Raw genomic sequence first — 22,640 nt, forward strand, 5'->3', positions numbered from 1 at the left:
TTCAGCCCCGGAAGCTCCACGCCCTGGGCGCGGTCGCGGCCGCCAGCACGGCCTCCGGCACTCCTCGGCCCGGCCGGCGGCGCAGCAGCAACGACAGCCCGGCGGCGCCGATCGACAGCGCGCCCGCCACGTACCAGGCCACCGCGTAGTCGCCCAGCCGGTCCCGGACCAGCCCCGCGCCGGTGGCGGCGACCGCCGCGCCGAGTTGGTGCGCGGCGAACACCCAGCCGAACACCACAGCCCCGGCGCCACCGAAGTACTCCCGGCACAGCGCCACCGTCGGCGGCACGGTGGCCACCCAGTCCAGGCCGTAGAAGACGATGAACACCAGCATGCTCGGCTCGGCGGTGCCGGAGAACAGGCTCGGCAGCACCAACAGGGACAATCCGCGCAGCGCGTAGTACATGCCGAGCAGCAGGCGGCTGTCCACCCGGTCGGTGAGCCAGCCGGAAGCGATGGTGCCGACGATGTCGAAGAGCCCCACCAGGGCGAGCAAGCCCGCCGCTGTGGTCTGGGCCATGCCGTGGTCGTGCGCGGCCGGCACGAAGTGCGTACCGACCAGGCCGTTGGTGGTCGCCCCGCAGATCGCGAACCCTCCGGCCAGCAGCCAGAACGGTCGGGTCCGGGCCGCGGTGGCCAGCGCGCCGAGCGCCCGGGTCGCCGCGCCGCCGGTCGCCGGCGGCGCCGCGACGACCTCGGTCGCCCCGTAGGCGGGCAGGCCGAGATCCGCCGGGTGCTCGCGCAGGAGCCACACCACCAGGGGTACGACCGCCAGCGCCGCCGCGGCCACCACGAGTGCGGCGGTACGCCAGCCGTGGTCGCGTACCAGGATGGCGATCAGTGGCAGGAACACCAGTTGCCCGGCCGCCCCGCCGGCGGTCAGCACTCCGGTGACCAGGCCCCGCCGGTGGACGAACCAACGGCCGGTGACGGTGGCCACGAACGCCAGCGCCATCGAGCCGGTGCCCAGCCCCACCAGCACACCCCAGCAGAGCAGAAGTTGCCAGCTGGCCGTCATGAAGATCGTCAACCCGCTGCCCGCGGCGACCAGCAGCAACGCCACCGAGACCACCCGGCGAATGCCGAACCGGTCCATCAGGGCGGCCGCGAACGGCGCGGTGAGGCCGTAGAGCAGCAGGTTGACCGAGACGGCCGCGGAGATCGTGGCCAGGGGCCAGCCGAACTCGTCGTGCAGTGGGTGCAGCAGCACCGACGGGGTGGCGCGGAAGCCGGCAGCGCCGACCAGCGCCACGAAGGCGACGGCGGCGACCAGCCAGGCGGGATGCAGACGGCGGTTCTTTGTCACGGCACAAGTCTGAGCGGGTCCACCCACCTCGACGAGTGGCCGGAAAGCCATCATGCGCAATAATCGGGCCATGAGTGCTCGCCCGCACCGGATCGCCGTACTCGCTCTGCACCAGGTGGTCGGCCTGGACCTCGGCACCCCGTCCCAGGTCTTCAGCACCGCCCGGGCCGCCGACGGGACACCCTTCTACGACGTCCGGGTGTGCACCCCGGGCGGGCAGCCGGTGCGCAGCACCGCCGGCTTCCAGGTGGTCCCCGACCATGGTCTGGAGCTGCTGGACACCGCCGACACGGTGATCGTCCCCGGCATCCACGACGGCACCGCGTTGACAGCGGGCGTCGTCGAGCCGGAGGTGACCGAGGCGCTGCGCGCGGCGTACGAGCGGGGTGCCCGGGTCATGTCGATCTGCACCGGGGCGTTCGTGCTCGCCGCCACCGGGCTCCTCGACGGGCGGCGGGCGACCACCCACTGGGCGTACGCCGAGCGGTTCCGCCGCCTGCACCCCCGGGTGGACCTCGACCCGGGGGTGCTCTTCATCGCCGACGACCGGGTGCTCACCTCGGCCGGAGTCGCCGCCGGCATCGACCTCTGCCTGCACGTCATCCGCCTCGACCACGGCAGCGAGGTGGCCAACCGGGCGGCCCGCCGCTGCGTGATGCCACCGTGGCGCGACGGCGGTCAGGCACAGTACATCGAGCAGCCGGTGCCGAAGGCGACCGACACCAGCACGGCGGGCGCCCGGGAGTGGGCGCGGCAGCGGCTGCACGAGCCGATCGCGCTGCGCGACCTGGCCGAGCAGGCGCGGATGAGCGTGCGCACCTTCACCCGACGCTTCCGATCGGAGACCGGCCTGAGCCCGGCCCAGTGGCTGCTGCAACAGCGCACCGACCACGCGAGACTGCTGCTGGAGACGACCGAACTCACCGTCGACCAGATCGCCCACCGCTGCGGTTTCGGCACCACGGCCGCCCTACGCCAGCAACTCCACCAACGCATCGGCGTAGCGCCCTCGACCTACCGCCGCACCTTCCACCCCCGCCCCGAGCTGGTCGAAACCTGACCCAGCCCGGCCCCCGTCGATCTTGCACTTTGGGTTGCCCGAAAATCCCTTACGTCTATTTTTGTCGAGACAGAAAGTGCAAGATCGACGAGGGCCTGGGGGTCGCGGCTTATGAGCGGAGCAGGTGCAGTTGGGCCTGGTGCTTTGGTAGGTGCACCCGGGTGTGCAGGTCCAGGGTGCGGGACCAGGGCAGCGGCTCGTCGACGATGAGGTCGAAGCCCTCGCGTAGGTGCGTCTCGACCGGGGTCTCCGCTGCCAGACCGAGCTGGTCGACCAGCCCGCACAACCGGTCGCTGGTGCCGTGCAGCAGCGCGGCCAGGCCACGCAGCCCACCCTGCTCGGCGGCGAGGGCATCGAGCTGCGGGCGGTGCATGTCCTCTGCCAACTCGTAGTAGGCGAACGGCGACCCGGCCAGCAACGCCTCGGTGGCCTGGATCATCAGCTCGTCGTTGGCGACCAGATGCGCGACGATCTGCTTGGCACTGAGCTGCCCCTCCGCAGCCGGACCGAACCCGCCAGCGTCGACCTCCGCGAACACGGCACCGTAAGCCCGCCGCAATCCCCCGCTCTCCATCCCCCCAGTCAACCCGCAGCGGCGGGGGTTAGCGGCGGGATTGGCGGGAGCGGAGGTAGTCGCTGACCACGTACTCGCCCAGGTCGTCGGTGTCCGGGGTGAACATGCGGCCGCGGCTGCGGCGGGCCACCGCGTCGACGAAGCGCCGCAGGCCCGGGTCGTCACCGAGCATGAACAGGTTGAGCGTGGCGCCGTAGCGGCTCAACCGGTCCACCTCGCGGACCGTCGCCTCGATCGTCTCCGGCAGCGGCGGCCAGTGGAACAGCGCCTCCCCGTCGTCCGGGTCCAGGTGTGCGGTCGGCTCGCCGTCGGTGACCACCAGCACGATCGGCTCGGCGTCCGGGTGCCGGCGCAGGTGCCGGCCCGCCAACCGCAGCGCGTGCTGCAGGTTGGTGCCCTGCTCCATGTCCGGCTCCACGGCCGCCAACTCCTGCTGGGTGAGCGTCATCGCCTCCCTGCCGAAGCCCACGATCTGGAGGGCGTCCTGCGGGAAGCGCGTCTCCATCAGGTGTGCCAGCGCCAGCGCCGTCTGCTTCATCGGCCCCCAACGACCCTGAGAGATCATCGAGTACGACAGGTCGACGCAGAGCACCACAGCGGCCGAGGCCCGTCTCTCGGTCTCCACCACCTCGAAGTCGTCCACAGCGAGCTGCACCGGGACCGTCGGCCCGGCCCGACTGACCGCCCGGGTCAACGTGCGGACCACGTCCAACGGTTGCTCGTCGCCGTACTGCCAGGGCCTGGACGCGCCGCTGACCTCGCCCGCCGCGCCGGCCGAGCGCAGGTCGTGCTGGCCGCGCGGCCCGGCGGTCAGCTCGGCGAAGACCTGCCGCAGCGCGGTCCCGCCGAGCCGGCGCAACGCCTTCGGGCTCAGCGTGAGCCCCTCGGCGTCCCGGCTCACCCAACCCTGCCGGCGCAGCTCCCGCTCCAGATCGCGCAGCCGGCGAACATCGTCGGCCGCGTCCCGGCCCAGGGTGCGCGCCACCGCGTCGACGTCCACGTCGTCGAGGGTCGCCCCCGGGTGTTCCTGGTCGAGCTGGTCCAGCAGGTCGTCCAGGTCGCCGATCTCACCCAGCGCGCCAGCCGCGTCGGCGTAGTCCAACGGTTGGTCGCCGCGGACCCGCTCGCCCCGCCCCCAACGCAGATCGGGTCGCAGCGCCCGCAGGTTCGCGTCGAGCGCTGACAACTCCCCGGCGAGGCGGTCGCCGAGCGACTGCTGCATGAGGCCGGCCAACTCGGCGCGCTGCCGTTCGGAGAGCGAGTTCATCAGCCGCTCACCGGCCGCCGCCCGACGGGCCAGCACGTCGATCAACTCGTCGACGTTCTCCGGCTTCTCCGGGAAGAAGTCGCCGTGACGGCGCATGAACTCGGCGAATGCGTCGGTGGTGTCCTCCGCGCGGCCGTGCCGGGCGAGCAGGTCGTTCAGATCGCCCATCATCTCGGCGAGCCGCTGCTGGGCGGCCGGATCGGCGGAGGCGCGCACCGCGTCGCGCAGCCCGGCGAAGCGCTGCCCGAGCACGTCGTCGCGGAGTTGGTCGAGGATCTGCTGGTACGAGCGGCGGGCGTCGTCGCTGGCCCACTGGTAGCCGGACAGCTCCTCCACAGCCCGCGCCGTCGAGCGGGGCAGATTGTCCAGCACCGCCTCGGCGAACCGCGCGGCGTCGTCGTCGCGACCCCGCAGCTCGTCGCGCTCGGCGGCGAGGGCCTGGTCGAGCAGTGCCTGGGCCCGGGTCACCGCCCCGTCCAGGTCGCCCCTGCGCAGCGCCTCCCGGCGCAGCCGCCGAGCCCGGGCGGCCAGGTCGTCCAGGCCACCCCGCCCCTGCGGGCCACGACGCAGCAGATCACGCAGCGCCTCCCGCAGGCTGCCGCCGGCCAGCACCTCGGCACCGACAGCGTCCACCGCCTCGCGCACGTCGTACGGGGGTGCGAGCGGGTCGGGCCCGCCGTTCCACTGCCCGTAACGGAACCGGTTGCCGGCCACGGTCAGCCCCGGCCGCCGTAGACGGTGCGCCCCGAGTCGGTGACGTCCTTGCCGAGCCGCCGGGTCAGGTGCAGCCCTTCCAGCACGAACTCGACGGCCGCAGCAGCCACCTCCGAGGTGGGCGCGTCGCCCAGGTCGAGCCGGTCCAGGACCTTCGCCAACCCGGGTACGGTGCCGACCTGGCGCAGCAGCTCGGCGGCGCTGACCAACTCGCCGGTCTCGATCGCGGCGCCGTCCTCGACCAGGGCGGTGAACCCGGACAGGTCCAGCCCGGCCAGGTGGGCCCGGAACGTCTCGGCGGTCGCGGTACGCAACAGGTGGGCGAGGATCTCGGTTTCCCGGCCCTCCTCGCCGCTCTCGAACTCGACCTTGCCGCGCAGCGTGCTGGTCACCGACACCGCGTCACCGACGCGGGCGACGGCGACCTCGGGCCGTCCGTCCGGGGTGCCGGAGGCGGCGAGCAGACCGGCGCGACGCAGCGCGGCACCGGCGACCGTCTCGGCGGCGGCGATGGCGAATCGGGCGGAGACACCGGAACGCGGGTCCACCGACGGCGACTCCCGGACGGCGCGGGCGAAGCGGGCCAGCACCTCCAGCACGTGCTCCGGCACCTCGGCGACCAGGTCGGCCTCCTGGCGGATCAGCGCCAGCTCCAGCTCCAGGTCGACCGGGTAGTGGGTGCGGATCTCCGCGCCGAACCGGTCCTTGAGGGGAGTGATGATCCGGCCCCGGTTGGTGTAGTCATCCGGGTTGGCGCTGGCCACCAGGAGCAGGTCCAGTGGCAGGCGCAGCTGGTAGCCGCGAACCTGGATGTCCCGCTCCTCCAGCACGTTGAGCAGCGCCACCTGGATGCGCTCGGCAAGGTCGGGCAGCTCGTTGACGGCGAAGATGCCCCGGTTGGTGCGCGGCACCAACCCGAAGTGGATGGTCTCCGGGTCGCCGAGGGTACGCCCCTGGGCGATGCGGATCGGGTCGACGTCGCCGATCAGGTCGCCGACGCTGGTGTCCGGGGTGGCCAACTTCTCGCCGTACCGCATCGAGCGGTGAAGCCAGCCGATCGGCAGCTCGTCGCCGGCCTCGGCGACCTGGGCGCGCGACGCCGGGGTGAGCGGGTGCATCGGGTGCTCGTTGAGCACCGAGCCGGGCAGAACGGGGGTCCACTCGTCGAGCAACGCGCCCAGTGAGCGGATCAGCCGGGTCTTGCCCTGGCCGCGCTCGCCGAGCAGCACCATGTCGTGCCCGGCGAGCAGGGCCCGCTCGACCTCGGGCAGCACTGTGTCGTCGTAGCCGACGATGCCGGGGAAACGGGTCTCGCCGGAGCGCATCCGGGCGAGGAGGTTGTCGCGGAGTTCCTGCTTGACGGTGCGGTACTGGTGACCGGCCGCCCGTAGCGCGCCGAGCGTGCCGGGCAGGTCGGCCGGTGGAACCGGGATTACCGGGGTAGGCGCAGTCACCCGACCCACGCTAGCTCACATTCGCAGGGGCGCCCCGGGCATCGGGGGGCACCCCCGCTGTCACCCTCAGCCCCTGTCGCAACGCCGGCAGGTGCCGCGGCGGCGTAGGTGGTACGCGTAGGTGGCCGCGCCGAGCGCCACGCCCCACACCGGCCAGAGCCGCTGTGGGAACCCGGCCAGGTCGATCCCCGTCCAGAATTCCGGTTGGCCGATCATCCCGAGGCTGGCCGCGGTCACCGCGATGGCGACCAGGGTGGCCGGCACCACGGCCAGCTTCACCGGCACCCGCCGGCCGGCGAGGCCGATCATCCAGCGCGGGAACCGCTCACCCCAGCGCTGCACCAGGCCGAGGGTGAGGATCGCGCCGACGGTGGCGAAGGCGGCCAGCCCGAACCCGGCCCAGACGATCCCGGTGTCCTGCATCTCGGTCAGGAACTCGCGGGAGATGCCGAGTGGGATGCCGGCCGCCCAGGCGAACCGGGTCAGCGCGTACATCAGCGGGATGACCGCCGCGATGCCCACGGCCCACCGGCCCCAGCGCGCGGCGGCGGCCGGGGTGGTCCACCCTCGGTCGGTGTCGCCACGGCCGCACCCCACGCAGTCCCCGGCGGTGCGGCGCTGCCAGGCGAGCACCGCCCCGGCCAGCAACAGCCCGCCGGCCAGCGCCGCGAACCGGCCGAACAGCGCCCAGTTGAAGACGTCGGCGTAGTCGATTGGCGGCCAGCCGAACGGCGCGCCGACGATGAGTATCGGGAGGTAGCCGAGCACGATCAGCACCCGGACATCCGGCACGACCAGGACGAGCACGAACGCGACAGCCCAGCCGTAGCCGGCGAGCAGCGCCCGCAGCGGGCCGGGTGGGCGCGCCGCCGGGCGGCTCATGGCCAGGGCGGCCACCGCGGCACTGAGCAGTACGCCGGCGAAGAGCGGGGTGGCCACCTCCACCGGCACCAGGCGCAGCAGGCTGACGTCGCCGCCGTGGGGATCGTTCGGGCCGAACGGGTAGCCGGCGCCGGTGAGGGTGCCGATCAGGGCGAGCACGCCCCACAGGCCGAGCCAACCGGCGGCCAGTGGGGCGAGCCGGTCCGGCCAGCGGGAGTCGGTACGGGTTGGGGAGGCAGTGATCGTTGTCATGCTCTCAGCCTCGACGGACAGCCGCCGGATTCCCTCCCGGCCGGCGGTGAACCCTCTCCCCCGGTGGAGGGACCGATCAGCCGGACGGGGTGACGAAGCCGGACTCGTAGGCGGCGATGACAGCCTGCGTACGGTCGCGGACGCCCAGCTTGGCCAGCACGTTGCCGACGTGCGTCTTGACCGTCTCCACCCCCACCACCAGGTGCGCGGCGATCTCCGGGTTGGACCGGCCGGTGGTCATCAACCGCAGCACCTCGGCCTCGCGTTCGGTGAGCCGGGCGGCGCTCAACCGGTCGCCGCCCGCCGGCCCGTACGCCCCGACCAGTTGGCGGATCGCGGCCGGGAAGAGCAGCGACTCGCCGGCGGCCACCACCCGGACCGCCTCCACCACCTCGGCGGGGCGGGCCCGTTTGAGCAGGAACCCCGAGGCGCCGGCGCGCAGCGCCTCGTAGACGTACTCGTCGTTGGCGAACGTGGTGACCACCAGCACCCGGGGCGGGTCGGCGGAGGTGGCCAGCAGGTGCCGGGTGGCCTGGATGCCGTCGATACCGGGCATGCGCACGTCCATCAGCACCACGTCGGGTCGGTGCCGGGCGACCAGCGGCGGCACCTCGGCGCCGTCGGCGGCCTCGGCGAGCACCTGCAGGTCGGGTTGGGCGTCGATGATGGCTCGCAGCCCCACCCGGATCAGCTCGTCGTCGTCGACGATCAGCACTCCGGTGGTCATGTCGTCTCCTCGTAGGGCAGACGGGCCCGGATCAGCCACCGGTCGCCGTCCGGGCCCACTGTGAGCCGGCCGCCGAGCAGCAGCACCCGCTCCCGCATGCCGTCCAGGCCCCGGCCGCCCCGCTCCCGCTGGGCCCGGTCGGGGTTGCGTACCGCGTTGACCAGCTCCAGCTCCAGTGCGTCGCTGTGCAGGTCCAGGCGTACCGTCACCGGCCCGTGGCCGTGCCGGGCCGCGTTCGTCAGTCCTTCCTGGACGATCCGGTAGCCCTCCCGGGAGACCACAGCGGGCACCCGGGCCGGGTCTCCGGCGCGTTGCGCGTGCACGGCCAGGCCGGCAGCGCGGGCGTCGGTGACCAACCGGTCCAGGTCAGCGAGGGTACGCTGCGGCGCCACCACGGGCCGGTCACGTCCGTTCTCCCGGAGCAGCCCGAGCACGTGGTCGAGGTCGTCCATCGCGGTCCGCCCGACGTCCTCGATGGCGGTGAGTGCCCGCCGGACGAACTCGGGGTCGGTGTCGAGGACCTCGCGGGCCGCCCCGGCCTGGAGGGTGGCCACTGTCAGCGCGTGACCGACCGAGTCGTGCAGCTCCCGGGCCAGCCTGTTGCGTTCGGCGAGCCGGGCGGCCCGTGCTTCGAGGGCGGCGATCCGCTCCGCCTGGGCCGGGCCGAGCAGCACCGGTGCCATGGATCCGGCGAGCGCGCCGAGCCCGGCGACGGCGTAGCCGAGGCCGACCAGCAGGAGCACCCCGGCCACTGTCAGCCAGCCGCTGTCCTGCCCGTCCAGTGGCCCGAACTGTTCCCGGCTGGTCAGCTCGGTGCCGACGCCGAACTGTTGGGCGATGAACGCCAGCGCCATCGGCAGGGCGCTGAACAGCGCGATCATCACCACGGCGCCGACGATGAGGTGGGTGGCGATCCAGAGCGCACTGCGCAGCCGGGTCTCCCGGTCGCCGTGGTGCCCGGGCGCGGGTTCGGGCAGGTCGACGCCGAGCAGGGCTCGCACGGCGGCGATCTCCAGGGCCCGGCTGCCGTCCACGAGCAACGGGACGACGGCGATCAGCACGGCGATGACCAGCAGGACGTAGACCAGCGGGCGCGGGATCGCCGAGTCGGCGAGCAGTTGGGCGAAGGTCACCGCGAGCAGCCCGTACGGCAGCGCCAGCACGCCGCCGAGCAGCAGGAACACGCCGCGTCGCCAGGTGGTGCCGGCGACCAGCGGGGCCAGCGCCGCTCGGACTGTCACCTCGTCATTCTGCTGCCCGGTCGGGGCCCGGCGACTCCCCCGCGCCGGGGAGATGTCAGCGGTGGTCGGCGACGTACTGCTGTGGGTCCTTGTCGCGGAACGGAAGGTTGCGACCGTTCTTGTGCTCGCCGTAGAAGGTCAGCCAGCGCTGGCCCAGTTCGGCGCGGAGTTCGGTGCTGGCGTGCCGGCGGAAGTCGGGCAGCGCCTCGTCCTCCTCCTCGGCCAGGTGTTCGCTGTTCTCCCGGCGGGCGGTACCGACCGCCTCCCACCACTGGTCCGAGCCGACCGGGTGCAGTTTCGCCTCGGCGACGGCGTCGCGGATCTTGTTGTGGTCGCCGATCGCGTCGGCGGTCTCGTCCTCGCCGTCGTCGCCGTGCTTGACTAGGTGCGGGTAGAGGATCGCCTCTTCCGCCTCGGCGTGGATGTCCAGGTGCAGGGCGAGGGCGTCCCAGATGGCGAGCATCTCCTGCTCGTCGCGGGCGTCGTCGAGGCGGGCGAAGCCACGCCGGAAGGCGGCGTGGTCGTCCAGGATCAGCGCGGTGATGTCGTCCACTGTGCTCACTTTCCGGTTGGGTTGCCGAACCGGGCACGCAGCATCGCCGGCATGGCGGCGATGCCGGTGACCGGGCGGAAGCGTTTCGCGGCCTCGGCCAGCGCCGTGTACTCGTCGTCGGCCAGGTCGATGTCGGCGGCGGCGGCGTTGCGTTCCATCTGCTCGACGCCGGACGCGCCGGGGATGGCGAGCACGTTCGGGTGGCGCAGCAGGTAGGCCAGCGCGATCTGGCTGGGGGTGGCGTCGTGGGCGTCGGCGACCTGGCGCACCGTGTCGATCAGGGCCGCGCCGCGTTCCAGGTTCTCCGGCAGGAAGTACGGGTTGGCGCGCCGGACCGCGCCGGTCGGCGGGTTCTTGGCGTCGTAGCGGCCGGAGAGGAAGCCCTGGGCCAACGGGCTGTACGCGATGACCACCCGACCGGCCTGCCGCGCGTACGGCAGCAGGTCCTGCTCGGGTGCGCGGTCCAGCATGCTGTAGCGGACCTGGTTGCTGAGCACCCGCCGGCCGAGCGCCGCTTCGGCGACCTGCCAGCGGCGCAGCCCGTAGTTGCTCACGCCGACCTCGCCGACCAGTCCGACGTCCTGCAAGGTCCGCATGCCGCGCATCGTGGTGTGGTCGGCGACCAGCGGGTTGGGCTGGTGCACCTGGTAGAGGTCGATGCTCGTGACGCCGAGCCGGGCCGCCGAGGCGACCGCCCGCTGCTGCACCACAGCGGCCACCGGCAGCACCGGCAGGATCTTGGTGGCGACCACCACCTTCGGCCGGTCGTCGCCGAGGGCCGCGCCGAGGATGCGTTCGCTGCGTCCGAAGCCGTAGATCTCCGCGCTGTCGAAGACCGTCACGCCCAGTTCGACGGCCCGCCGGACGATCTGCGCCGCCTGTCGCTCGAAGTCCGGGCCGTACCCCCATTCCCGGGAGCCGAACTGCCAGGTTCCCAAGCCGATCTTGGACAGCGGTTTGGGGGTGTCGAGCGCAATGAAACGCATGGCGTCGAAACTACCCCGATGTCCCGGTTTCCACGCCCGATCCGCGTCACGCTGGGCCGGAGCTAGGCTCATGATCGTGACTTACCTCGCCGCGGATGACCGCTACGACACCATGACCTACCGGCGCAGCGGACGCAGTGGCCTGCGGCTGCCCGCCGTCTCCCTCGGGCTGTGGCACAACTTCGGTCCGGACCGCCCGTTCGAACGGCAGCGCGACATCGTGCGCCGCGCCTTCGACCTGGGTGTCACCCACTTCGACCTGGCCAACAACTACGGCCCGCCGCCCGGTTCGGCGGAGGAGAACTTCGGCCGGATGCTCGCCACCGACCTGAAGCCGTACCGCGACGAGTTGGTCATCTCCAGCAAGGCCGGGTACCTGATGTGGCCCGGCCCGTACGGGGAGTGGGGCTCGCGCAAGAACCTGATCTCGTCGCTGGACCAGTCGTTGGGCCGGATGGGGCTGGACTACGTCGACATCTTCTACTCGCACCGGTTCGACCCGGACACCCCCCTTGAGGAGACGATGGGGGCGCTCGACGCCATCGTCCGCTCCGGCAAGGCGCTCTACGTCGGCATCTCGAACTACAACTCGGAGCAGACCACGCGCGCCGCCGCGATCCTGCGCGAGCTGGGTACGCCGCTGTTGATCAACCAGCCGTCGTACTCGATGCTCAACCGCTGGACCGAGTCCGACGGCCTGCTCGACACGCTGGAGCAGGTCGGTGCGGGCTGCATCGCGTACAGCCCGTTGGCCCAGGGCCTGCTGACCGACCGTTACCTGGGTGGCATCCCGGCCGACTCGCGGGTTCGCACCAGCGTCTTCCTCAACGAGAGCGACCTCAGCGACGAGAAGATGGCCACGATCCGTGGGCTCGGCGCGGTCGCCGAGCGGCGCGGTCAGTCCCTCGCTCAGCTCGCGCTGGCCTGGGCGCTGCGTGACCCGCGGATGACCAGCCTGATCATCGGGGCGAGCAGCGTCGAGCAGTTGGAGACGAACATCGCCGCGCTGGACAACCTCGACTTCACTGCCGACGAGTTGGCCGAGATCGAGCGCCACCTGGGCTGAACGCCGTCGGACCCCGGGCGGGTCGGGTCACCAGATCCGGCGCCGCCCGGCCCGGTGGTTGCGCACCTCGCACTGCCGGCCCACCGGCGCGGCGGCGCTGCGCCGTCGCCGTCCGGCACCGATCAGCAGGGCCAGGAGCAGCACGGCGGCGGCACCGGCCAGCACCGGCCACCGGTCGCCGAGGTTGGTCACCGACGCCACCGGCACGCCCGGGTCGGCCGCCGCCGCCACCGCCGGCTCCGTGGTTGCCGGCCCACTCGCGGTGGCAGCCGCGCTCTTCGTCGCGGCGGCCTTCGCCGGGGTGGCGGTGGCCTTGGCACCCCGGAACACCACGTCCGAGCAGGAGTAGTAGGTGTCCGGGGTGTTGGAGTTCTGCCAGATCGTGTAGATCAGGTGCCGGCCGCTGCGGCCCGCCGGCAACCGCCCCGCCAACTGGTACGCCCCGGCCCGCACCGGCGGGTCGGTCAGCGTCAGAAACGGGCGCGACTCCAGATCCGCCCAGGTCAGCTTCTTGCCGGGGTCGTAGTCGGGCGTGGTGACGTAGAGCCGGAAGGTGCCCCGGTGCTCGATGGTGGTCCGGTACCGGAAGGTGAACTTCGCGCCGGTGGTCAGCGTGGTGCTGGGCCAGTCGGTGCGGGGCAGGTCCAGTCCCCGGTACGCGGACAGTCCGCCGCTGCACAGCTCACCGTCCGGGATCCGTTCCCGATCTCGCCCGTTGATCGTCGAAACGCGGACGTTGTCCCATTCGCGGACCGCCGCGCCGGCCTCGATCGCCGCCCGGCAGGCGCTGGTGGCCGCGTACCGGCCCTCGGGGCCGCAGGCCGCCGCGCGACTGATCGGGTCGGTCGGGGCACCGTGGGCGGCTGCGGGTGTGGCGGCCAGGGGCACTGTCGCGGTAGCGACCAGCACCGTGGCGAGGAGCCGGCGTACGGGCATGAGGGTGACCTCCGCCCAGTGGTACGGCCGGGAGACGGCAAAGGTTCGACGCTGACCGGCCGGGAATCTGGCGGGTGGGTGCGGCGTTTCGATACTCGGAACCGCTTGCACCGAGGAGGCAGAGATGAAGGTACGTAGCTCGTTGCGTGCATTGAAGCAGAAGCCGGGTTCGGTGGTGGTCCGCCGTCGCGGCCGGGTGGTAGTGGTAAACCGCGCCAACCCGCAGTGGAAGAGCCGTCAGGGCTGATCCAGCCCTTATCGGACATCTAGTCGCCAACGCCCTGACCGGGTCATCCGGTCGGGGCGTTTTCGCGTACGTCTCAACGCGGGCTGAGCAGTCCTGCCACCAGCGGTCGGCCGGCCACGAGGGCCAGCGGGTCGACCCGGACACCGAACCTGTCCCGCAGCGCCCGGCGGGCGGCGTGCACCCCGCACATCCCGTGTACCGCCTGCCCGGGCGGGGTGGACGCCGAGCAGAGGTAGACCCCGGGCAGCGGGGTCCGGTACGGGTCCCACCGGGGCACCGGCCGCGCTAGCAGTTGCCATGCGGTGGTGGCCCCACCGGAGATGTCACCGCCGAGATAGTTCGGGTTGTACGACTCCCACCGGTCGGCGGTGATCACGTGTTCGGCCAGGATCAGGTCCCGGAAACCCGGGGCGAAGCGTTCCACCTGGTCCTTGACCTGTTCCCGGACGTCGCGCGGCGACCCGTTCGGCACGTGCGCGTACGTCCAGAGCACCTGCCGACCCTTCGGTGCCCGGGACGGGTCGACCACCCCGGGTTGGGCCGCGAGCACGAACGGGCGCGCGGCGTGCCGGCCGGCGGCGACCGCTGCCTCAGCGGCGACGACCTCCTCACGGGTGCCGGCGAGGTGCAGGGTGCCGGCCCGCGCACAGCCGGGTGCCAGCCAGGGCACCGGACCGGCCAACGCGAAGTCCACCTTGCACGCGGCCCCACCGCGTCGGTACGCGCGCAGGCTCCGGGCATATCCGGAGGGCAGTCGCGAGCCAGCCAGGCGGAGCAGACCAGCGGGGGCCACGTCGAGGAGGACCGCGCGGGCCGGCGGAAGCTGCGCGAGGTCATGGATCGGGGCCTCGGTGATGATGCGGCCGCCCCGACGACGAAGTTCGGCGGCGAGGGCGTCGACGATGCGCTGGCTGCCGCCCTCCGGCACCGGCCAGCCCACACCGTGCGCGAGTGCGGCCAGCACCACGCCCACAGCGGTGGCGCCGACGCCACGGGCCGGCGCGATGGCGTGGGCGTTCACACCGGTCAACATCGCCGGTGCCAGGTCGTCGGAGAAGTCCAGGGGCCCCCGGGCCACCAGTCGGCGAATCAGTCGCAACGCCAGTCGACCGGCCGTCCAGGGGTGGGCCGGTGGGCTTCGAAGGTCCGACATGACCAGGTCGGCCAGGTCGCTCCAGTGCCGCACCAGGGGGCCGAGCAGGTTACGCCACGCCGGCCCGTCCCGCCCCAGACCGTGAACCGTCCGCGGCAGGTCCCGCCAGGCGAGGCCAGCGCGTCCGCCGTCCAACGGATGAGCGTAGGAGACCTCCGGGTGCAGCAGCTTCACGCCGTGCGCCGCCAGGTCGAAGGCGCGGAAGAAGGGCGAGGCCAGCGCCATCGGATGGACCGCCGAGCAGACGTCGTGCTGGTAGCCCGGCAGCGTCAGCTCACGCGTTCGCGCGCCGCCACCCACGGTCGCCGCGGCCTCATACACCTCCACCTGGAGGCCCGCTCCCGCCATCACCAGCGCCGCGGCGAGCCCGTTCGGGCCGGCGCCAACAACGACCACGTCGGTACGGACGCGACGGCCCTCGCTGTCGAACGTCACCCGGACCGCCGTTGCCCAGGCCCTCGATGACGAGGCCGGTCAGGGGGTGACGCCGGCTGGCCTCGTCGTCGGGGTGAGCGCTCAACGCCCATCGTCCACCGCAAGCGCGGCACGGTTGCCGACGTAGCCCAGGTAGAGCAGGTAGGGAACGACAAGCACGGCGAGCACCAGGACCGCCCCGATGACCGGCGGATCACCGAAGGCCGCGCCGAGGACGACTGGCAGCGGCGACAGCACGGCCAACAGGATCCCGGTCCGGTAGAGCGGGCGTTCGACCCGGCGGTGTGCCGCGTACCAGTGCTCGGTCGACTTCATGGTCGCGGCGGTCCGCACCCCGGGGCTGCGGTACATGTTCACCGACGGCCGCAGGGAGGCCCGGGCGCTGAAGGCGACGAGCCACCCGAGGAATGCGTAAACCACAGAAATGAATGCTCCGGCCAGCAATGTCCACCTCCTGACGCATCAGTTAGCGTCATTGTACAATCTCTCCCAATTAGGTGCTATTCGCGCCGACGGGTGCCCCCGGCCCGTCCGCGTCGCGGGGCTCTCGGTTCGCGCCCCGGGTGCCGTCGGCCGCCACCCCCACCAGGTCGTCGAGCTCGGCGTCGGGACGGGCCTCGACAGGTGCGGGCGACGTGGGCACCGGCAGATTGGGGCGCCGGCGCGCCCGGCGACCCAGCGGCGCGAGCAGGGCGCCAACCTGGGCCGCCCGCCGGCGTAGGCCAGGGAAGTCGTTGTCGAAGCCCAGGTACATGACCAGCAGCGCCGCCATCGCGATCCAGAAGGTGACCAGGCCGAAGACGATCGCGATCATCCCGTGGAACGCGAGGCCCAGGACGAGCAGGACCCGCCGACTCCGACGACCGGCGAAGATGGCCGCCGCCAGCGCGAGTTCGAGCGCCAGCCCGCCCCAGGTGATCAGAGCGGTGCTGACCGGGGTCGAGGTGATGGCGAACGCGATGTCGTCGCGGACGTCGCCCGGGACGAAGAGCGGATCCCGGAACCAGTAGTAGATCGCCGTTCCGTCCTGCCATTCCGTCACCCGGAACTTGGAGACGGCGGCGTCCAGGTAGATCACGCATGCCTGGAGGCGTACGAGTACGACCACCGAGAGGCCGAAGATCGTGCGGAAGTCCAGCACGGGATTGGATAGCAGCCGGGCCCGACGGTGGGGATCGACCCGCCAGACCCAGCGCCGGCCGTCCGCGAGCGCGAGCGGGAGCAGCAGGAGCGCCAGGTTGCTGGCCACCTGGTCACCTCCCTCGGGGAGGGAGATGGAGAACGAGACGCTCCAGGTCACCCAGACGTGCGGGAGTGCGAGCAACCGCGGCCGCCAACCGGAGAGCACCAGGAGCAGGACTGCGATGCCGACGTACCGCCAGAGTGCGGGAGACCCCTGGCAGAGCATGCTCACGGTGCCGAGCGGCTCCACACAGACGGGCGGCTGCTCGGCGTCGATGCGAGGGTGGAACAGGATCGACGGGCCGTTGAACGACAGCGTGAGCAAGGTGCCGAGAGCGGTGAGGGTCCGCATCAGCACGTACGCCCAACCCCACGGGTCGATCCACAGGAAATCGGACCTGACCTGCCGGTGCAGCAGCTTCACCGCTCGCCCTCGCATTCACTCCGCACTGTCACGACCTTCACCTTGGCGTTGCCGGTGGGGAAGTCTCGCCACTCGAACGAGGTCGGCTTGTACATGACCAGGCCCACAGTTCCGCAGTAGATCGGGTTGGGTGAGGGGTTTCGGACGGTGGCGACCGGGCTGGCGGCGGCGGCCTCCAGACAGTCCAGCGCCTCCCTGCTGCGGCACTCGGTCAGCTTGGTCAGATTCTGGTCCAGTGCCTTGGTCATGAAGGCCAGCTCAAGCCCGTGCGTCCGGGTCTTCCGGCTGATCCCAAAGGCGCTGCCAACCCCGTTGTTGTGACCATGGTCGATGGTCTTCCACCTGCCCGGCGCCTCCCGGGTGTAGCCCTGCACCTGTTCGGAGCGCGGGTCCTTGGTGAAGAAGGACCAACCCTGCGGGAAACCCTGGAGGAAACCGTTCGAGATGCTGTTCGGCAACTCGCGCCCGATGGCGGACTCGGAGAGCCGACTCAGCCCCGCCATCGCCACGATCGCGAGGCAGACGGCCAACCAGAGCACTGTCAGCGCGACGTCCCGCCCGGATCGGATGCTCAGACCGGGGAGGGGGCGGAGCTTCTCCAGCTCCGCCCGCCCCGTGTCCTGTTCGTGAATACTCACAGGAATCACTGACTTCCTTGCTCAGTGTTCGTCAGTCGGCCAGTCGGACGGTCAGGTCGCGGATGAACGCCTCACCACCCGGGCTGTTCTCGTCCGGCCTGGCAATGCCCCAGAACCCGTTGACCCAGGTCCCAGCGTTGACGATCGCGACGACGTTGACGGCGGCGACGTAGTTGAGGACAGCACCGCCGGTCGACACCGCGACCGCCACCACGGCACAGGCGACCGCACCGACGGTGCAGTTGGCGCCCATGTCGCTCTCCGTCTGCTTGGTGCTCGCAGCCGGGTACAGCTTCTTGATGGCCGCCTCGATCCGCGCCTGCCCGCCCTCAAGCGCCTCGGTGACCAGGTACGGGTCACCGGAACGCATCTGACGGCCGAACTCGGCCAGATATCCCGGCTCGGCGAGGGATATCTGCTGGACCAGCTCGTTCCACGCCTTGCCGTGCGGCTCGACTGCGGCATCGGCCGCGGCGATCCGCGGGATCCGCAGCTGCTCGTCGCCCGCACCGCTGTAGATCGCGCGGAAGATCCGCTCGCCCTCAGCGGCAGCGGCCTGTTCCCGATCGACACCGACCGCGAACGTGGAGCTACCGGTCGGTGCGCTCTCCGCCGCGTACGCGGGGAGCGAGCCGAGCACCATGGCGGAAGCCAGGAGCGCGGTGACTACCGTCTTACGCTTGTTTCGCAACTACCCTTCCTCTCTTCGCCCGCCTGGGCACGACGAACACCAGGCGAGTCGAACCGGGGACGGGTGGCGTGCACGGCCGCCCTGACGAGTGGTCGCACTGGTTCCCCGTCCCGGCCCGCTGCGCGGTGGTTGTCAGCTTCGGCGGTGATCCGGTGTGTACAGAACGTTAGGGATGTGCGCCGCGGCTGTCGTCGTACCGGAGTTGACACCTTCCGTACTCCTTTCGAGTACGGACTACGCCGACTGGCCGTATTCGGCGGTGGCGTGCAGGGACAGTCCGGCTGCGTACGCCCGCAGGACGAGCTGCACCCGGTCACGAGCGTCGAGTTTGACCCGGATCCGGCTGACATGGGTCTTCGCGGTGAGATCGCTGATGTGCAACCGCCGCGCGATCTCGGTGTTGTTGTAGCCTTGGGCGACGAGTGCGAGGACTTCGCGTTCACGCAGACTCAGCAGGCCCAGCCCGACCTCCCCGGCCATCGCCGCACAGGTCTCGCCGTCACTGCGACCGACGTGGCGTAGGACACCTCCGGCGTGATCCGGGCTCAGCACCAGGCTGCCGGCGGCCACCACCCTGATGGCGTCCAGTAGCCCCTCGGCCGAGGTCTCCTTGCTCAGCACCGAGCGAGCGCCGGCCCGGAGCAGCCGGACAGACTGCTCCGGGCCGCTGCGGGCGGTGAAGACGAGCACACCGATGCCACCCAGGGCCGGGTCGCTCGTCAGGCGCGCGGTGGTGTCGACGCAGTGGCCGGGATCTGAGTCGAAGTCGAGCAGGATGACGTTCGGTTGGATCCGCCGGGCAACCATCGTGGCGGCAGCTCCGTCGGCGGCCTCCGCTACCGCCGACATGCCCGGCGTGGAATTCAGCAACAGCCCTATGGCGGTACGGACCGGCGGGTGTTCACTGGCGACAAGAATCTTTATTTTCCCAGGCGCGCTCATGCAGTTTTCCCCGTTGGTCTATTCGCAAGGAACATCGGCGTGCCGTGCGCTGCGACCTGCTACACAAATCGCCCGGCCAGGGTTCATCGGCAGAGTGACGAATGAGCGTCCGGTCCGACCACCTGACGAGGTGGGCAGTGACGTTGACGCATGCCTATTCCCTGTCGCAGGAGAGACCATCATGGCCGAACGGTCATGGTCAACTGGCTGTCCTGATTAGGACATCGCCGTAACGTCGGAGCAACATATCCGACATGTTCTGCCATTAAGCCTATCCGGGGATACCCGAGTTTTCCCTGATCGCGATGAATCAACGCGGCCGGGAGCGGCTCGACCCTCAGGGCCCCGTGCTGCCGCGATCACACGTCTCCGCCGGACGATGAGCAGCGAAGGTCGCCGCCTCGACCCGACGGTAGACCCTTCGAGGACCGCCGGCAGCCCGGTCGACCACGCTTTAGAAGCTGCTATTCTGTTGCCTCATGATCGAAGTCCAGAACGGGTGCGGATCGGCCTCACCGACCCGATATCTGCACGACTTCGCGTCGGTATTCCGGCAGGTCCGCCAGAACGGCGGTGAGACGGTCGACCTGAAGCGCTACCAGCACGAGGCACGGTCCCTTCTACGAGAATGCCGCAACGAAGCCAGCATCGTCGCCGATCCCGCCTCGCCGGAATTGTTGATGCCGCTCAACCTGCTTGAGAACGAGGCCGCCGAGATCCGCGTCGTCGGTGCGGCAAACAGCCACCTGTCGGCCCCGCGCCGCCCTCGACTCGGCATCCGCGGCGTTCCCTCCACCCCGCTGTCCCTGCTCCTGGTGGATCGCCGGATCGCCCTGATGTCGGTCAGCACCGGCTGCAAGGGTCGCTACGCGATCCTGTTACAGGAACGCGCCCACGTCTCCACCATCGCAGAGGTCTTCGAGGCCCTCTGGCGCGAGGCCAGCGTCGGTGAGCTGCCCGCACAGCAGCTCGGCCCTCGGCAGGCGACGGTGTTGACGTGCCTGGCCGCCGGGCTGACCGACGCCGCCATCGCCCTGCGACTGGATCTCACCGAACGCACCATCCGGCGCGAGGTCAATTCGCTCATGCAGACGGCGGGGGCGGTCAGCCGCTTCCAACTCGCCCTGCTGGCTCAGGAGCGGGGGTGGCTGACGCCACTACGGTGAGCGGCAGCAGGTGCGGGCAGCAACAGCGAACGCCCTGGTCGGATTATCCCGACCAGGGCGTTTCTCAAGGGTGGAGCCGAGGGGACTCGAACCCCTGACCCCCACACTGCCAGTGTGGTGCGCTACCAGCTGCGCCACGGCCCCTTGCTGTCGTCCCGGTCGCCCGGGCACTGGGAAACTATACACAGACCGGCCCGCATGGTCATCTCGCGGGGTCCCCCGCCGACCCGGGTCAGTTGAGCGCGACGTCCGGCGGGAAGTGCGCGACGGCGGCCATCATCCCGCCCTGCCGGCGCAGCACCATCGGCCACAGGTCGTCGGGCCGGTCGACGAAGGCGTCCCCGGGCAGCCCGTCCAGCACGAACCAGGACCCGTCGGCGATCTCCTGCTCCAACTGGCCGCTGCCCCAGCCGGAGTAGCCGGCGAAGACCCGGATGCCGCCGATGCTCTCCCGCAGCCGCTCCGGGTCGACCGAGAGGTCGATCGTGCCGACCGCCCCGGAAACCTGGTGGAAGCCCTTCACCCGGCGCATCGGGTGCCGCATCCGGGCCAGGCAGATGGCCGAGTCGGGCTGCACCGGGCCCCCCTCGAAGAGAACCGCCGGGTGACGGGCCAGGTCGCTCCAGTCACCGAGCACCTCGGCCACCGGCACCTCGGTGGCCCGGTTCAACACCACGCCGAGCGCGCCGCCCGGCTCGTGGGCGACCAGCAGCACCACAGTACGGTCGAAGTTCGGGTCCTTGAGCGCCGGAGTCGCGACCAGCAGCCGCCCGGTCATCGACTCCATCGCTCGTCCGCCGATCGCCTGGCCCTCTCCCTGCATGCCACACACCCGTCAACCGTGAGCCCGCGTCGGGGGCCGGTCATCGACCGGATCCGCCCGCCGCATCGGGTTCAGCCGCCCTGTCAACGCCATGCCTGGCACCATAGCCTGCGTGCTGGGTGCTGGCTAAGGTCTGACCGGCGGGTGATCGGACAGTTAAGACGAAGGGTCGACGCACCCGACGGCGGACCTCCCGGTGATCGACCGATCGGGGCCACCGACGGCCGTGAAACGCCCGAAAGGTCCGTCACATCCCGATAGATTCGGCTGATCGGGAGGGCGACCGCGGTTGCCCCTGCCCGCGACACGGAGGCGGGTGCGATGGCAACTGTCCGGGACGCGACGTACGACGTGCTCCGCACCCTCGGTATGACCACTGTCTTCGGCAACCCCGGTTCCACCGAGGAGCCGTTCCTTCAGAACTTCCCCGCCGACTTCCACTACGTCCACGCGCTGCACGAGGCGACGGCAGTCGCGATGGCCGACGGCTACGCCCAGGCCAACGGGGTGCCCGCCCACGTCAACCTGCACACCGCCCCGGGCACCGGCAACGGCATGGGCAACCTGGTCACCGCCTGGCACAACAAGACTCCGCTGATCGTCACCGCCGGCCAGCAGACCCGGGAGATGCTGCTCCTGGAACCCCGGCTGGCCAGCCGCCGACCGACCGAGCTTCCGCAGCCCTACGTGAAGTGGGCCTACGAGCCGGCCCGGGCACAGGACATCCCCGCGGCGATGCTGCGGGCGTACGCGACGGCGGTGCAGCCACCGGCCGGGCCGGTCTTCCTCTCCCTGCCGATGGACGACTGGGCCCAGCCGGCCGACCCGCCGCCCGCGCCGCGAACGGTGGCCACCCGGTTCGCGCCGGACCCGCAGCGGTTGGAGGAGTTCGTCCGGGTGCTGGCCGGCAGCCGCAACCCGGTGCTCGTGTACGGGCCGGGGGTGGACCGCTCCGCGAGCTGGGCGACAGCTGTCGCGCTGGCGGAGCGGCTCGCCGCGCCGGTCTGGTCGGCTCCCGCCACCGAGCGGGCGGTGTTCCCCGAGGACCACCCGCACTTCCGCGGCGTGCTGCCGTACGCGATCGGTCCGCTCGCCGAGGCGCTCAGCGGGCACGACACGGTGCTGGTCGTCGGCGCCCCGGTGTTCCGCTACTACCCGTACGTGCCGGGCGGGCACCTGCCCGACGGCGCCCGACTGCTGCACATCACCGACGACCCCGACGAGGCCGCGCGAGCCCCGGTCGGTGACAGCCTGCTCAGCGACCCGGGGCTGGCCCTGGCCGCGCTTGTCGAACGGGTGCCGCCGAGCGACCGGCCGGCACCCACGCGGCGGGACGCACTGCCACCGCCGGAGGTCGGCACCCCACTGAGCGCGGACGCCATGTTCGCCGCCCTGGCCGCACACTGGCCGACCGACGGCGTGCTGGTCCAGGAGTCACCATCAAATCTGTCCGCGCTGCGTCGTCAGCTGCGGATCACCCGCCCGGCGTCGTACTTCACGATGGCCAGCGGCGGCCTCGGCTACGGCCTGCCGGCGGCGATCGGCATCGCACTGGCCGAGCGGGACACCGGGCGCGGTCGCCCGGTGGTGGCGGTGATCGGCGACGGCTCCTTCCACTACTCGGTGCAGGCACTCTGGACGGCCGCGCGCCTGGCACTGCCGGTGGTGGTCGTCGTCCCGGTCAATCAGCAGTACGCGATCCTCAAGGCGTTCGCCGAGCTGAAGCACACTCCCGGGGTGCCCGGCCTGGACCTGCCGGGGTTGGACGTCGTCGCGATCGCGGCCGGCTACGGCTGTGCCACTCAGGTGGTGGAGACCCCCGATCAGCTCGGCGCGGCGCTCGCCACCGGGCTGCGCGCCGACCGGCCCACTGTGTTGCCGGTACCGATCAGCACCGACGTGCCCAGCATCCTCTGAGCCG

Annotated in this window: 22 protein-coding genes and 1 tRNA gene; 5 read left to right on the forward strand and 18 right to left on the reverse strand. The window is 71.4% G+C overall.

The genetic code is table 11. The annotated features are described in order from the left end of the window. Position 1: 1 nt before the first annotated feature. Entirely contained in the window at positions 2-1,357 is a 1,356-nt protein-coding gene (locus tag NIE79_RS06575; RefSeq protein WP_274523691.1) for an MFS transporter, read from the reverse strand. 1 nt (position 1,358) lies between these two features. Between NIE79_RS06575 and NIE79_RS06580 the strand changes: the two genes are divergently transcribed. After that, complete coding sequence (locus NIE79_RS06580; RefSeq protein WP_238677700.1) at positions 1,359-2,366, forward strand: GlxA family transcriptional regulator; 1,008 nt, start codon at positions 1,359-1,361, stop codon at positions 2,364-2,366. 109 nt (positions 2,367-2,475) lie between these two features. Here NIE79_RS06580 and NIE79_RS06585 read toward each other — a convergent pair whose 3' ends face one another. From NIE79_RS06585 to NIE79_RS06620, 8 genes are all read right to left on the reverse strand, one after another. Next, complete coding sequence (locus tag NIE79_RS06585) at positions 2,476-2,940, reverse strand: hypothetical protein (RefSeq protein WP_238677701.1); 465 nt, start codon at positions 2,938-2,940, stop codon at positions 2,476-2,478. A gap of 28 nt (positions 2,941-2,968) precedes the next feature. Further along, on the reverse strand, positions 2,969-4,921 hold the full coding sequence (locus tag NIE79_RS06590) for a VWA domain-containing protein (RefSeq protein ID WP_112641981.1): 1,953 nt from the start codon (positions 4,919-4,921) through the stop codon (positions 2,969-2,971). 2 nt (positions 4,922-4,923) lie between these two features. Further along, complete coding sequence (locus tag NIE79_RS06595) at positions 4,924-6,384, reverse strand: sigma 54-interacting transcriptional regulator (protein WP_238677702.1); 1,461 nt, start codon at positions 6,382-6,384, stop codon at positions 4,924-4,926. Between the two features lie 57 nt (positions 6,385-6,441). Then, positions 6,442-7,509 carry a hypothetical protein gene (locus NIE79_RS06600; RefSeq protein ID WP_238677703.1) on the reverse strand — a complete coding sequence of 356 codons (1,068 nt, stop codon included), beginning with the start codon at positions 7,507-7,509 and terminating at the stop codon, positions 6,442-6,444. Between the two features lie 76 nt (positions 7,510-7,585). Beyond that, positions 7,586-8,236: a response regulator transcription factor gene (locus tag NIE79_RS06605; RefSeq protein WP_238677704.1), complete on the reverse strand. Its 651-nt coding sequence runs from the start codon at positions 8,234-8,236 to the stop codon at positions 7,586-7,588. Then, positions 8,233-9,477, reverse strand: a complete 1,245-nt coding sequence (locus NIE79_RS06610; protein ID WP_238677705.1) for a sensor histidine kinase — start codon at positions 9,475-9,477, stop codon at positions 8,233-8,235. Before NIE79_RS06610 ends, NIE79_RS06605 begins: the two co-directional genes overlap by 4 nt. A gap of 55 nt (positions 9,478-9,532) precedes the next feature. Then, on the reverse strand, positions 9,533-10,030 hold the full coding sequence (locus tag NIE79_RS06615; protein ID WP_167493680.1) for a hemerythrin domain-containing protein: 498 nt from the start codon (positions 10,028-10,030) through the stop codon (positions 9,533-9,535). 5 nt (positions 10,031-10,035) lie between these two features. Next, positions 10,036-11,016 (reverse strand): aldo/keto reductase, encoded by a 981-nt coding sequence (locus NIE79_RS06620; RefSeq protein WP_238677706.1) that lies wholly within the window; start codon positions 11,014-11,016, stop codon positions 10,036-10,038. A gap of 70 nt (positions 11,017-11,086) precedes the next feature. Here NIE79_RS06620 and mgrA point away from each other — a divergent pair, with 70 nt between their 5' ends. Further along, complete coding sequence (gene mgrA, locus NIE79_RS06625; protein ID WP_238677707.1) at positions 11,087-12,082, forward strand: L-glyceraldehyde 3-phosphate reductase; 996 nt, start codon at positions 11,087-11,089, stop codon at positions 12,080-12,082. 27 nt (positions 12,083-12,109) lie between these two features. Here mgrA and NIE79_RS06630 read toward each other — a convergent pair whose 3' ends face one another. Next, positions 12,110-13,018: a lytic polysaccharide monooxygenase auxiliary activity family 9 protein gene (locus NIE79_RS06630; protein WP_238677708.1), complete on the reverse strand. Its 909-nt coding sequence runs from the start codon at positions 13,016-13,018 to the stop codon at positions 12,110-12,112. Positions 13,019-13,142: 124 nt separating this feature from the next. Here NIE79_RS06630 and NIE79_RS06635 point away from each other — a divergent pair, with 124 nt between their 5' ends. Beyond that, positions 13,143-13,265: a 50S ribosomal protein L36 gene (locus NIE79_RS06635; RefSeq protein WP_030490864.1), complete on the forward strand. Its 123-nt coding sequence runs from the start codon at positions 13,143-13,145 to the stop codon at positions 13,263-13,265. A gap of 73 nt (positions 13,266-13,338) precedes the next feature. On the opposite strand, the gene NIE79_RS06640 is transcribed toward NIE79_RS06635, so the two are convergent. From NIE79_RS06640 to NIE79_RS06665, 6 genes are all read right to left on the reverse strand, one after another. Further along, positions 13,339-14,853 (reverse strand): phytoene desaturase family protein, encoded by a 1,515-nt coding sequence (locus NIE79_RS06640; RefSeq protein WP_238677709.1) that lies wholly within the window; start codon positions 14,851-14,853, stop codon positions 13,339-13,341. 81 nt (positions 14,854-14,934) lie between these two features. Then, positions 14,935-15,273: an SdpI family protein gene (locus NIE79_RS06645; protein WP_238677710.1), complete on the reverse strand. Its 339-nt coding sequence runs from the start codon at positions 15,271-15,273 to the stop codon at positions 14,935-14,937. 73 nt (positions 15,274-15,346) lie between these two features. Then, complete coding sequence (locus NIE79_RS06650) at positions 15,347-16,459, reverse strand: sporulation-delaying protein SdpB family protein (RefSeq protein WP_238677711.1); 1,113 nt, start codon at positions 16,457-16,459, stop codon at positions 15,347-15,349. Then, entirely contained in the window at positions 16,456-17,097 is a 642-nt protein-coding gene (locus tag NIE79_RS06655) for an SdpA family antimicrobial peptide system protein (protein ID WP_238677712.1), read from the reverse strand. Before NIE79_RS06655 ends, NIE79_RS06650 begins: the two co-directional genes overlap by 4 nt. Positions 17,098-17,128: 31 nt before the next feature. Beyond that, positions 17,129-17,788 carry a sporulation delaying protein family toxin gene (locus tag NIE79_RS06660; protein ID WP_238677713.1) on the reverse strand — a complete coding sequence of 220 codons (660 nt, stop codon included), beginning with the start codon at positions 17,786-17,788 and terminating at the stop codon, positions 17,129-17,131. 234 nt (positions 17,789-18,022) lie between these two features. Continuing rightward, positions 18,023-18,730, reverse strand: a complete 708-nt coding sequence (locus tag NIE79_RS06665) for a LuxR C-terminal-related transcriptional regulator (protein ID WP_238677714.1) — start codon at positions 18,728-18,730, stop codon at positions 18,023-18,025. A gap of 479 nt (positions 18,731-19,209) precedes the next feature. Between NIE79_RS06665 and NIE79_RS06670 the strand changes: the two genes are divergently transcribed. Beyond that, positions 19,210-19,896, forward strand: a complete 687-nt coding sequence (locus tag NIE79_RS06670) for a helix-turn-helix transcriptional regulator (protein WP_238677715.1) — start codon at positions 19,210-19,212, stop codon at positions 19,894-19,896. 71 nt (positions 19,897-19,967) lie between these two features. On the opposite strand, the gene NIE79_RS06675 is transcribed toward NIE79_RS06670, so the two are convergent. Together NIE79_RS06675 and NIE79_RS06680 are read right to left on the reverse strand one after the other, a co-directional pair. Next, positions 19,968-20,040: transfer RNA gene (locus NIE79_RS06675), tRNA-Ala, on the reverse strand. An 88-nt stretch (positions 20,041-20,128) separates the two neighbouring features. Continuing rightward, a complete protein-coding gene (locus tag NIE79_RS06680) occupies positions 20,129-20,719 on the reverse strand; it encodes a YqgE/AlgH family protein (RefSeq protein WP_112582369.1) in 591 nt (196 codons plus the stop codon). A gap of 321 nt (positions 20,720-21,040) precedes the next feature. Here NIE79_RS06680 and mdlC point away from each other — a divergent pair, with 321 nt between their 5' ends. After that, the gene (gene mdlC / locus NIE79_RS06685; RefSeq protein ID WP_238677716.1) at positions 21,041-22,636 is read left to right on the forward strand and encodes a benzoylformate decarboxylase; all 1,596 of its coding nucleotides are present in this window, start codon (positions 21,041-21,043) and stop codon (positions 22,634-22,636) included. The last annotated feature ends 4 nt before the right edge of the window (positions 22,637-22,640 follow it).

This window comes from Micromonospora trifolii (assembly GCF_022229005.1).
GTDB classification, from domain to species: domain Bacteria; phylum Actinomycetota; class Actinomycetes; order Mycobacteriales; family Micromonosporaceae; genus Micromonospora; species Micromonospora trifolii.